The organism is Stenotrophomonas sp. YJH_SMC_58 (genome assembly GCF_059369635.1).
Window position 1 is genome coordinate 1 of the sequence record NZ_JCAFSW010000008.1, and the last position, 12927, is coordinate 12927.

Below are 12927 nucleotides of genomic sequence, written 5' to 3' on the forward strand. Positions count from 1 at the left end.
CGTGGTGTCCTTGCCACTGATGACGGTCAGGTTGCGGTCGGCGTCCACCACGGTTTCAACATGCGTGGTGCCGTTGCCGCTGCCCTTGCCCTTGGCGGTGCTGGCCGACACGTACCAACCGGTCTGCGCGCCGATGCTGAAACCGATCTCACCGCTGCCGCTCTTGTTCTTCGACGACTGCGTGTGGTCTTCCGCTTCGCTGCGCAGGGTGATGTTGTCCCGCGCGGCCAGCGCCACGTTGTCACCCTTCACCTGGCTGCCGATGATGTTCAGGTCACCGGCGGTGGCGACGATGCTGACGTCGCCCTGGCTGCGGATGGTGCTGCCCACCGCCGACTGGTCGTGGCTGGTCTGGCTGGCACTGGAGCTGGAGGCGCCGATGCCGATGCGCAGGCTCACGCCGTCGGTGGCGCCGGAAGCACCTTGCTGCATGGCGCCGCCCACGCCAGCGGCGGCATTGGCCGCCTGCACCGCGTACAGCGCCTTCAGGCGATCATCCTGCGCATTGCCGGCCGCCTTGGCCGCACCGTAGGCGGCCAGGGCGGCATCCACCACACCGCCGGTCAGGCCGACGTTGATGCCGGCACTCTTCTGCTTGGTGCTCTGGTGTACCTCAGTGGTGCCCTGTGCCGCGTCGATCACCACCTGCCCGCCCACCAGCTGCGTACCGGTCTTCGACAGCACGTCCGAACCGGTGATGTGCAGCGTGTTGCCGGCGCTCAGGTTGACCCGCCCATCGGTTGAGCCGATCAGGCTGCCCTGTGGCGCGCTCTGCTCGATCTCCAGGCCCTTTTCCAGCTTGCTCTGGCCGATGGTCAGGTTGAAGCCACCACCGCCGAACACGCCCGAGCGCTTGACGGTCTTGTCATGCTCTTCGCTGTGCGTGGAGGTGGCCGTGCCGATGGTGAGGTCGCGGGTGGCGGCCACCACCACATCACCGGTGGCAGCCACCTGCGCCGCCTGCGCGACGACGTCACGTCCGGCGCCGATGGTCACCGTCTCGCCGCTGAGCGTGGTGCCCACCACCAGGCTGTCCCGGGTCGCGTCGTAAGTGGTGGTGGTCTTGCTCGACAGCAGGCCCTTCTTCCTGCGCGTGGTTTCCTGCTCCCAGCTGTGGTCCTCCTGCGCCGCCAGCAGGTTCACGTCGCGCGTAGCGGCAATGCTGATGCCGCCGTCGGTGCTGCCGACCTGCGTGGCAGTGAGGTTGGCATCGCGCCCGGCCACCAGCGCGATGTCACCGCCGGCCTGCAGCGAAGTGCCGTGCACGGTCTCGTCCATGCTCTGCGTGGTCTGCGAGAAGCGCTTGCCACGGCTCTGCTGCTGGCTGGTGTTGGTGGTGGTTTCGGCCTGCAGGTTGAGATCGCGCCCGGCCACCACGGCCAGGCCGTCGCCGGCCTTCAGCTGCGCGGCCTGCAGGTTCACGTCCTGCCCGGCCTGCATGCCCAGCGAGCCACCAGCCTCGATGCCGCTGGCGTTGAGGGTTTCGCGCGTGTAGCGGTTGCTGCCCCAGCCGCCCTGTTCGGTGGTGGTCAGTGCGTTGAGGTTGATGTCGTTGCCGGCCGTGGCATGGACGCTGCCGCCGGCCTTGGCGGTCACTGCCGTCAGGTTCAGATCGTGGCCGGCGTCCAGCGACAGGCCGCCGCCCACGTCCAGCGTGGTGCGACGCAGACTTCCATCGCCCTGCATCTGCGTGGTGAGGTTGAGGTCGCGGCCGGCCTCCAGCGCCGCGTTGCCGCGGGCACGGGTCTGCGAACCGACCAGTGCCAGGTCACGTCCGGCTTCCAGCGCCAGGCTGCCGCTGCTGCGGATGCTGGCCACGTCGATGCCGCTGACACTCTTCAGGTCGCGGCCGGCCACCAGGGCCACGTTGCCGCCCTGGATCAGGCCGCTGTTGTTGAGGATGTCCTCCACGGCGGTGATGCGGGCATTGCCGCCCGCGGAGATGCCACCGCGATCGTTGAGCAGGCTGCCGGTATCGATGGTCAATCGATCATCGGCGCGGATCATGCCCTGGTTGGACACATTGCCGGCGCGGATCTCCACCGACTCGCCAGCGATGGCGGCGCCCCCCAGCTGCAGGCGGTTGGCGGTGGCCTGGGACAGGTACACCACCGGCACCAGCACCTTCTGGCCATCCACTTCCTGGGCGACCATCCACACGATGTCTTCGTTGAGCGCGGCCACCTGTTCGGCCGACAGCGCCACGCCCACGCTCAGCTGCTGGCGCGCGGCTTCGCTCACGCCGGCATCCATCATGGCGCGGTACTGGCCCATGCCATCGCCTTGGTCGGCATCCAGGTAGCGACGCCCGGTCAGGCCAGTGATCTGTTCCATCACCAGGCGCTGCTCGTAGAAGTCGTCACCCATCCGACGCAGCTGCTTGTCGGGGTCCAGGTTCAGGCGCTGGAACATGTAGTCCGAGCCGATCCACTGCCCGAAGTTGGCGAAGCGCGGATCGGTTTCCACCAGCCAGCGCTGGTTGCCCGGATTGACCGTGTACAGGCCGCCACTGGGCAGCGACAGGCCCGGCAGCGGATTCTGCGGGCTGCCCACCACCTGCGGCGGCGGCACCGTGGTGACACGTCCAGGGCCCGGGGAGCCGGTATCACCGGCCGTTCCCGCACCCTGCGCCTGCGCGCTGGCAGGCCCGGTGGCCACGCCCTGCTGTGCACCCGGTGCGCCAGCATTGCCGCCGACCGCGCCGGCGCCCTGCTGCTGGCCCAGTTCGGGTGCATAGGCGTTGTTGCCCTGCCAACCGGCGACGTCCAGCGGCGTGCCACCGCTATGCGCGGTGACCACGGCGTTGTTGACCTCGCGCGCTTCGATCTGCACCTTGCGGCCGGCGGTGATGCTGGCATTGCCACCGGCCAGCGTGACCTGCTTGGTGACCGTGCTGGTGCCCAGCGCGCGGCTGCCGCCATAGATCTCGAAGTCGCAGCGGCTGGGGCAAGGGCGGTAGGTGTAATCGATGGTCGACGTACGCTGGACCACCTTGTAGCCGGCCAGCGCCTCGTTGTTGACCACGCCGGCCCAGTCGTTGGGGTCTTCGCTGTTGGATGAGCCGCGGCCGTTGATCGAGAGGTTGCGACCGGCGGCGATGGCCGAGTTCCGGTTGTCGACCGAGCCGCCGGACATCTGCATGTCGCGACCGGAAATCAGCTGCGATGCCGCGCTGGCGGCGATGACGGTGGTGCCTTCCAGCACCAGGTCCTTGTGCTCGGTCCAGACTTCCAGCACGGCACAGTCGCCCGGGCACAGCTTGCCCGGCGGTGCCGGGCCGTCGATGCCGTCGACCCTGAACGTCCCGCTGTCCGGGTCGGCAGCGCCTTCGTTGCCGCTGTAGACCTTGTGCTGGGTGACCAGCACACGACGCTCGTTGGCCACGCCCAGTGCAGCCAGGATCAGATCGTTCTCGGCCTGGATGCGCCCGGAACGGTTGCGGATCTGCTGGGCGTTGCCGCCGTTCCAGCCCTGCAGGCGGATGTCGCCCAGGCTGAAGAGCTCGCCGTCGAGGTTGTCGATGTAGTTGGCATACAGGTTGATGCGGCCGGTGGCCGCCATCAGCCCTTCGTTGTAATCGCGTGCGACCAGCGTGTTGCCCAGGTCGCGGCCGTTGGTGATGCGCGAGGCGCGCAGTTCCAGCGCGTTGCCCATCAGGGTGCCGGTGTTGGTGATGTTGGCAGCCGACACCTCCACCGTATCGCCGTCAACGCGACCGGCGTTGCTGAAGTCACCTGCCGTGGTCAGCACAACGCGGCCGCTGCCATTGCCTGCCGTGGCATTGAGCAATGCACCGGCGGTGTTCTCGATCCGGGCCGCCGAAACTTCAAGGGTGCCCTTGCTCTCCAGGCGCCCCTGGTTGACCAGTGCGCCGGCAACGTCCAGCTTCAGCAGTCCGTTGCTCTCCAGGCGCTGGCCGTTGCCATGCACGTAATCGCCCGCCAGCGTCAGGCGCAGCTCGCTGCCGCCGAACAGGCGGCCGATGCCGCTGAAGGCCTGCAGGCGTGCGCCGAGTGCTTCATAGGCGCTGATTTCGCCGCCACCATTGGCCAGGCTGCCCAGCGTCAGCTGGCTCTGGCGACTGAGCAGCCGGCCGTTGCTGTTGTCCAGCGCGGCAAGATCCAGGCGCAGCAGGTTGCCTGCGCTGAGCTGGCCACCAACGTTGAATACCTGTGCGCCTGCGCGCTCCAGGTACAGGGTATTGGCGGCGTGGACCATGCTGCCGGCGTTGTCCAGCGAAGCGGTCTGCAGGCGCAGGTCGGTTCCAGCCACCAGCTTGGCCTGGCCGCCTTCGGCGCGGTTGTCCACGCTGCCTGCGGTCAGCGCCAGCGCACCACCGGTACTGCCCAGGGTGCCGCCACGGTTGTCCAGCGCACCGGCCGATTCCAGCGTCAGCTGCCCGGTGCCGTTGGCCACGATGCGGCCGCCACGGTTGCCCACTGAGGCAGCGCGGATACTCGCAGGGCCCTGTGCTTCGATGTTGCCCTGGCTGTTGTCCAGTGCCTGGCGGATCTGCAGATCCAGCGAGGTGCCGCCGTGGACCAGGCCACGCTGGTTGGCCAGCGCACCGGCCACGTCGAGCGCGAGTTCCTGGCGGGCGTAGAGGTTGCCATCCACGTTGCGCAGGTCGCCCGTGCGGCTGGTCACGCGCGCATTGCCCTCGGCCCCCAGCAGGCCATTGCTGTTGTCCAGCTGGGAGGCCAGCACCTGCAGCTGGCCGGCGCCGCGCTGCACGATGGTGCCAGTGCGGTTGTCCAACGCCCCGGCAGCGTCCACGGTAAGGTTGCCGCCAGCATCGAGCCGACCACCGGTGTTGACGATCTCCGTGCCGGCTACGCGTGCCCCGCTGCCTGCGGTGAGCGTACCGCCGCTGTTGTCGAGGCGACCGGCAACGGCCACGTCCGCCTCGCCGTTGCCGACGATCAGGCCTGCATTGCTGTTGTCCAGCGTGCCGGTCTCGATCTTCAGCACACCCGTGCCCGCATGCTCGATGCGGCCACCCTGGTTCAGCAGCTGCGCCGCCCGCAGATGGACATTGCTGGCGTTGGCGGCGATGCGCCCGCCGGTGTTGCGCAGCGCGCCTGACAGGCTCAGCTCGAACGGATTGGTGCCGGTCTGCAGCAGTTCGCCGGCGCTGTTGTCCAGCGCGGCCGCCAACAGGCCGATGCGCGTGCCCTGCAGGCTGCCCGCATTGCGCAGCAGGTCGGTGGCACGCAGGTCGAGCAGACCGATGGCGGTCAGGCTGCCGCCGATATTGCGCCACTCACCGCTGCGCGCCTGCGCCAGCAGGGTGCCACCGGACCAGACCTGGCCACCCTCCAGCAGCAGGCTGTCGCCCAGCAGGTGAACCTGCTGGCCGGCGTTGATCTGGCCGGCGTTGCGCAGCTGCTGACGCGCATCAAGGGTGACGCTGCCGGTGCTGCCGACCTTGCCGTCGGCCAGCAGGCCCGCCACGATCACGCCGCTGTTGTCGATCTGCCCCGCCCGCAATTCGATGTCACCCGAGGCCAGCACGCGCCCGCGATTGCTGGCCTGGGCGGCCTGCAGCGTGACGGTGCGCGCCTGCACGTCGGCCGCCGTGCGCAGTGCCTGCGCGGCCTGTAGCGACAGCGCGCCGCTGGCGAACAGCGCCGCCTGGTTGTCCAGGTCGCCACCGCTGTGCACCTGCAGATCGGCGGCGCTGTCGATTGTTCCCTTCAGCGTCACGTCGCTGTCGGCGGACAGCGCGACGCCCTGCTGCGCAAAGACCTTGCCCGACTGCTCCAGGCTGCCGCCTGCGTGGGCGGTGAGCGTGCCGGCGGCCAGCGCCCGCCCGCCCAGCACCAGTGCCTGGTCACTGTCGAGCTGCACGTTGCCACGCTCGCTACCCAGTTCACCCTGGCTGCGCAGGGTCCGGCCCCGCACCTGCAACGCCTGGCCGGCCACCAGGCTGCCCTGGTTGTCCAGCGAATCGCGCGCGGTGACATCGACATCGCCGGCGCCGTAGAGGTCGCCACGGTTGTCGATCACATCGGCCTTGGCCGTCAGCGCGCCCTTGGCGAACAGGTTACCCGCGTTGTCCAGCGTCACCGCATCCAGCTGCAGCGACTGCGCACTGGACAGGTTGCCGCCGGCGCGGTTGTGCAATGCATCGGCGCGCACGTCCAGCGTGCCGTCGCTGGCGATCACGCCGGCATTGTCCAATGTGGTGGTGCGCAGCTGTGAGCGGTCGCGACCGTAGATCACACCACTGTTGCTCAGCTCAGTGGCGCGCAGGTCCATTGCCTGCTGGCCATGCAGGCGACCGTCGTTGATGACCTTCTGCACGTCCACGGCCACCACGCGCGCCAGCGCCGTGGCGGCCGCCTGCTGGCGCAGGACGCCGCCCTGCAGGGTCAGGGTGCCGCCGGCTTCAAGCCGGTTGCGGTTGTCGAGCGTGGCAACGGACAGACGGGCATCGGCTGCGCTGCCGATGATGCCGGCGTTGTCCAGCACATCCGCGTCGACCTGCAGGCCCTCGCCCCCCTGGATGCTGCCGGTGGCGTCATTGTCGATGCGTGCGTTGGACTTCAATGCCAGCAGGTCCACTGCCTGCAGCGTGCCGCTGTTGCGCAGACGATCGACCGTCAGCGTGGCCTGGCGGGCCTCAAGGGTGCCTTGGTTGTCCACGCCGCCGGCAGACAGTTCCAGCGCCTGCTCGGAGAGGATGCGTCCGGCGTTGTCCAGCTGCTGGCGCGCCTGGACCTTCAGCAGCCCGCCCGCAGACAGCTCGGCACCCTTCAGCTGGGTGATGCGGTCGGCCGCTGCACGCAGGTTGGCACCGGCACCGATGATGCCCTCGTTGTCGATGCTGGCCGCATCGAGTTCGACGTCGGCGTCGCTGTACAGCTGGCCGGCGTTGTGCAGCTGCGCGGCCTGCATCCGTACGCCCTGGTTGCCCAGCAGCAGGCCGGCGTTGTCCACCTGGCGGGCCTGCACGTCCAGCACCTGTGCGCCCAGGCGCGCGCCCTTGTCCTGCGCCAGCGTGTCGGCGCGCACGGCAAGCCCGGCACCTGCGGTCACCTGTGCACGGTTCTGCACCTGCGCGGCAGCCAGCGCGATGCTGCCCGCGCTCTTCACCGTGTCAGCCAGGGTCAGCGTGCCACCGGCGTCCAGCTGCATCTGTGCGGCCTGCGCGCTGCCGGCCAGGTCCAGATTCTGGTTGGCGCGTACGGCCAACGCAGCGCCCGCCGACGTCGAACCGGCAAGCGACGCCTGCCGGGCACGGATCTGAAGATCTCCCTGCGCGTACTGGGTGCCGTCGGCCTTCAGGTCACCGTCGGTTTCGATCTGCAGGCGGCCTGCGGCCGCCGTGCGTCCGCTCAGGCGGACATCGCCGGCCTGGGTCAGGATGAAGTCGCCTGCGTCGGCCACCATCTGGCCCGTGCTGCGCACGCCCACGCCGGCCTCGGTACCGACCAACCGGATCTTGCCTGCATACATGCCCCCGAGAGCGGCAACATCCAGGCCGAACTGCGGGCGTTCGCCGTCTCCGGTGATCGCCTGCGTCGCCAGGGTCTGGGCATCGATCTGGTTGGCGCCGGTGACCACGTTCACCTGGCGCGCCCAAAGGCCCGCGTTGAGCTGCACCGCGCGGGCCAGCAGGTCGACGCCTTCCAGGTTGCCGGCATCCAGGCCGTTGCCTTCCAGGCGGATCGTTCCGCGCGACACCCGGAACGCAGACAGGCTGCCATCGTTGCCGAACACCGGGGTGCCGGTGGTCAGCGTGCCACGGGTGGTATTGATGAAGCCGCAGCCATCGCAGGTGATGCCATTGGGGTTGGCGACGATCACCGCCGCCGAGCGCCCCGCCACCTCGATGTGGCCCTGCAGGCGCGACGCGTTGGTGGATGTCACCTCATTGAGGATCAATCGTGCCGACTGGCCCGGCTGCAGGTTGCCGTTGCCCTGGATGTAGCCACCCAATTGGGTCTGCACGGTGCTCGCGCTGTTGTTGAGGATCTGCCCCTCGCGCCCGACGTTGTAGTCCTGGAAGCGGTTGTGCGATACGCCGCCCGCGTTGGGCCGGTTGATCTGGATGACCGGCACGCCGTTCGCCGCCTGGTCGGCCCGCGCCTGCTCGCCGGCCTGTACCTGCACCTGGGCAAACGAGCTGCCCGGGGCCAGGAACGCCAATGCCAGGGTGGCGCTCGCCATCGCGGTGCGCAGGCGCGTGGCCCAACCGGCGCCCGAAGCGGACAGGGACAGACTGCGGAATACGTTCTTCATGCCAGGTGCTTCCATCAACCCAGGGGGAACTGCACACACAACAACCCGATCACGTCGCCACGTGGCGACGGTGCTTCCAGTCGAATCAGAACTGCCAGGACGCGCGGAATCCGATCACGTGACCGCGTGCCTCATGCTTGAGCCAAGCCGGGCGGCTCATCGGTACGCCGACGAAGCCATCCCACGCCAATCCGCCCAGCTCGCCACGTGCACCCAGGTGGGCGCCGCTGAGGGTTCCGCCGCCGATACCTTGGCGGTCGTCGCGCTCGATGTGGCCGATATCGATGCCCGCATAGGGCGCGATGGCGCGATGTGCCATCCAGCTGATGCTGTTGCGCCAGTAGCCGCCACGGCTGCCGCCGAGTGGCACCTCGCCGTCGAAGCCGTTGACGGTATAGCGGCCACCAACGCTGATGAACTCCGAGCCGTACAGCGTGTCCTTGCTCCACTGGTAGCGGAGCGCGGTATTCCATGCCAGCGGACGCGGCCCGGATGTCAGGGCGCCACCGGCGCCGATGTCCAGCGTGGTCAGCCCATAGCGGAACGTCGGCGCCAGGTCATCACGGCCCACGGCGTCATCATCGCCTCCCAGCCACGGCACGCCGCGGCGGTGCGCCAGGCGGATATCGGCCTGGACCCGCCCCAGGTACTGGCGGTGCAGCAGCGCCAGCTCGACCGAGGTGGTACGCCGGCGCTGGCCTTCGATCTCCACGCCTTCCACGTAGCTGTGCGACGACCGTCGCGCCACGCGCAGCTCGATGCCGCTGCGATAGCTCTGGCCACGCACCAGCAGCCGTTCCACGGCCAGGTCGACGTTGCTGGAGGTGCCGGTGCTGGCGAACGTGTCGGCGTTGCTGGCGATGGTCTGCTTGTAGCGCGAGCTGTAGGTGCTGGTGCTGAAACGCCAGTTGCCCAGCGGAACCGACCACGATGCATTGAAGCCGTGGTTACCCCGGCCCTTGTCGGCACTGCCGTCGCTGCTGACGCCAATGCTGAGCAGGTCGTTGACGCGAGCCAGGTTGTCTACCCACGCGGTCGCGCCGACCTGCTGCTTTCCGGTCGCACGGCTGCCGGCATCATCCAGCGACACCGAGGCACGCCATCGCTTGCCGTGGCGGATGCTGATGACCACGTCCGACTCGCCGGGCGCCTCGCCCGGCACCAGTTCCATGTTCACGTCCTGCGACGGAACTCGCTTGAGCTGCTCCAGGCCCTGTTCCAACGCGCGCAGATTGAGTACGTCCCCCGGCCGCGCGGGAAACGCACTCTTCCACATCGAATCGGGTACCTCTTCCGCGTTGAAGCGGATCTGCCGGATCACGCCCGGCACCAGCTGCAGGCGCAGGGTTCCGCTGCCCAGGCTCTGCTCGGGCAGGCCGATGCGGGTGGTCACGTAGCCCTTGGCCAGCGCCAGATCCGAAGCACGCCGCACGATCAGCGCGATGCCCTGCTGGCCCACGCAGCGGCCACGGTAGCGGTCGAGATAGCGCTGCAGGAACGCGAACTGCCCCAGATGCGCGCCGTCAAGCTGCAGCTGCTGCAGGGTGAAGCACGGTTCTTCGTCCGGCAGTTCCAGCGAATGCAGATCGGTGGCAGCGGCCGGCTGTTCGCGTGATACATCCGGCAATGCCTGCCGCTGCTCACGCTCGCGCGCCTCGCGCTCGGCGCGTTCACGCAGTTCCTGCTGCTCGGCGAACGAGGGACTGGCCGACTGTGCATGCACGACGCCGATCCACAACAGTCCCGCAGTGCCCAGAACGGCACGCACGCTGCATCCTGCTCTTCTGTTACCCATCAACGACTTCCTTGTCCAGCATTGGTACAGACCTGGGGCTGTGAACAGACATCGTGCAGAGAGAACATGCGGCCAGCACCGACTCGACCGCCAACCGCTATCGGCGGGAGTGCGCGGAACTTTAGGGTCTTTGCATCCGTGTACCCATTGCGGCGACGCAGTCGAGCACCACACGCTGAAGGATGGGCATCCTTCAGCAGCCGTCATACGTCGTCAATCGCTGCGGCCGTTACGGCACCCGTGCGCACACCCATACACGCACGTCCCTGGCACCGGCCAGCCGCAACGTCTCGGCGATTTCCATCACTGTGCTGCCGGTGGTCATCACATCGTCCACCACGGTCAGCCGTGTCGGCGGCGACAAGCGCGTGCCGAATGCGTCAAAGAGGTTGTCCCTGCGCTGTTCTGCGCTGCGTTCGGACTGCGGCGCGGTGTGGCGGCGCCGGTAGAGGCCCTGCCAGACCGGCATCGGCAGCAACCGGCACAGCTCGGCGGCCTGGTTGTAGCCGCGCTGGCGCAGGCGCCGCCCATGCAGCGGCACCGGCACCAGCGGCGCGCACGACCAGGGGGGTGGTGCGCGCTGCATCAGGTGCGCAAGCAGGCGACCTGCCGCCAGATCCTGATGGAACTTGTAGCGCACCAGCAGCTGATCGACGGGTGGAAGGTACAGCAGGCTGGCATGTGTGGCGGCCTGCGGCGGCACCTCCTCGCGACAGATTCCGCAGACGATCAGGGCGTTCCCGGGCAGCGGGAGTGCGCAGCGCAGGCAGGCACGGCCGGCCCAGGGCAGTTCGGCAAAGCAGGCGCGGCACAGGTCAAGTTCATCGTGGCCCGGCTCGCCACAGACCAAGCAGCGCAGCGGTAGCAGCACGCGAAGTGCCGCCTGCAGGAGGCGAGTGGACTTGAACAGGGCCGGCATGCGCTACAGCGTGACCGCGCCGCTGCCCCGAGGCCATCAGACGCACGCTCATTGACCTGTAGGCATCTTTACCCGTTTACGGAGCACTTCACCGCGTTGGCGCAGGCTTCGCATCCACCCGGGTGCGATACACCATGTACGGCGTCTGCCGGCGATCCACTCCACCATTGAAGCCGGCCTGTCGATGCAGCTGGTTGGCGGTGAAATACAGATAGCCGTCCGGCCCCATCGACAGCGTATCCGGCCACAGGATGCGCGGGTCGTGCACCACCGTCGTCCATCGCCCCTGCGCGTCGCGGGCATGGATGGCGTTGTGCTCGTAGTCGCTGGCATACAGCCGCCCGTTGGCGTCCATCTCCATGCCATCGGAGGCGCCCTTGTCGCCCAGGTCGACCACCGCCGCCGCCAGTTCCGCTTCACTCAGCTTCGGGTCGCGCAGCAGCGCGGTCGGCACGCTGTACAGATGACGGCTGGACAAGGGCGTGTAGAACAGGGTGCCACCATCGGGCGACAGGGCGATGCCATCGGCGGCCACGGTGAACGGCGCCGACGAACCGTCGGCGTTACGCAGCCGCATCTGCTGCCCTTCCACGATCGGCACGAAGGCGGCATCGGCCGAGGTGGATACGTGGCCGACCAGTCGCTTGGACGCGGCGCCAGTGGCGAGGTCGATCACGATGATGCCGCCGATACCGCTCAGTGACGAGTCGGTCACGTAGGCCACGCCCTCGCGGCCAACACGGAAATCGAAGCGCACATCGTTGACATAGGTGCGCGCGTCGATGACGTTGGCCGGGAACACCAGCGTCCTGGCCACGGTGTTGGTGGCAAGGTCGATCGCCACCAGTTTGGCACCGCCGGCCTGTGGCGCAGAGAACCCGGGCGCGGCGGTATCCAGCACCCACAACCGGCCCTGGCCATCGGCCACCACGCTCTGCACGCTGATGAAATGGGCCGCCGGATCGGGACCGTCCTTGCGGTTGATGCGCGCATCCGGATAGGGAACGGCGCGGCCGTCGCGCCATTCGGCCACGCTGTAGGCCACCTCATCGCCCCAGCGCGGGAAGTTGACGAAGATCCGCCCGGTTTCAGATACCGCCACGCTGGTGGGCATGGCGCCATCGAAACGCGCCACCGGTTCGAGGGTGCCGATGCTACGCTCGCTGGGCAGCAGGGGCGCGCCGGACATCGCCAGCGCGGGGGAACTGGCCAGGGCCAGGACGGCAGCCGCCAGGCTGCGGATACGGCAGTTGATCATGGTCGCGCTCTCGATGCAGGTCCGGGTGCAGCCCCGGCGTCGACGCATCTTCTGCGTCGCGCGTGGCATCGGGTAGACGGTGCAACGCGGAATCAGCTTCACTGCTGGAGTGAAGATGGAGGGCTGATTGATTGCGTTGATTGAAGCAATGATCGTTGTCTATCCGTTGCGTGCCTGCCTTGCGGCAAACCCGGTCAAGAAATCTCAACGGCTGCCAACGCGGTTTCGAACCTGTGCTGGCCCTCTTCACCCCACCAGGGAACGGTCATCACGCCCCCCCGCCGCTGCAACTGGTGCAGAAGGAGCAGGAAGGCCTGGACCTCCCGCTGGCCCCATGACGCTCCCATGCGGTAATCCAGCGTCAACCCATGGCGCATGACGAGCACACCCAGTTCTGGCAGAAGAACGCCGCCGCAGGCAATGTCTGCAAGGCCGACATGGAAGGGTTCCACTTCGTCCTGGAGAACGCGTCGCGCGTCGCCCGGTCCCATGAACGGCTGACCAAGATCTTCCGCACGGTGCCAGAGCTGCACGCTTCCAGAACCCGCGACGCGGGCACCGCAGGCAAACAGATAGGCGAACGCATCGGCCGTTCCGGCGGCCTCACGGTAGGCGAGCTCCACTTCCGGAAGCGAGCCATCATCGGTCACGAAGTAGCACCGTAACGTCGCCAACACCTCCTCTGGGAGGAGAATTGCTGCTCCAGGC

The 12927-nt window shown here is 68.1% G+C and carries 5 protein-coding genes; all 5 read right to left on the minus strand.

Annotation, left to right across the window (positions count from 1 at the left end):
• Positions 1-8247, minus strand: an 8247-nt coding sequence (locus tag AC5P68_RS11740) for a two-partner secretion domain-containing protein (protein WP_495217135.1), incomplete at its 3' end; no start/stop codon positions are given.
• An 85-nt stretch (positions 8248-8332) separates the two neighbouring features.
• The gene (locus AC5P68_RS11745) at positions 8333-10015 is read right to left on the minus strand and encodes a ShlB/FhaC/HecB family hemolysin secretion/activation protein (RefSeq protein ID WP_231522637.1); all 1683 of its coding nucleotides are present in this window, start codon (positions 10013-10015) and stop codon (positions 8333-8335) included.
• Positions 10016-10271: 256 nt separating this feature from the next.
• Complete coding sequence (locus AC5P68_RS11750) at positions 10272-10961, minus strand: ComF family protein (RefSeq protein ID WP_049433587.1); 690 nt, start codon at positions 10959-10961, stop codon at positions 10272-10274.
• Between the two features lie 88 nt (positions 10962-11049).
• Positions 11050-12219: an L-dopachrome tautomerase-related protein gene (locus tag AC5P68_RS11755; RefSeq protein ID WP_049433593.1), complete on the minus strand. Its 1170-nt coding sequence runs from the start codon at positions 12217-12219 to the stop codon at positions 11050-11052.
• Positions 12220-12413: 194 nt separating this feature from the next.
• Positions 12414-12869, minus strand: coding sequence for a hypothetical protein (locus AC5P68_RS11760; protein ID WP_032964538.1), 456 nt, complete (start codon positions 12867-12869; stop codon positions 12414-12416).
• Positions 12870-12927 lie beyond the last annotated feature (58 nt).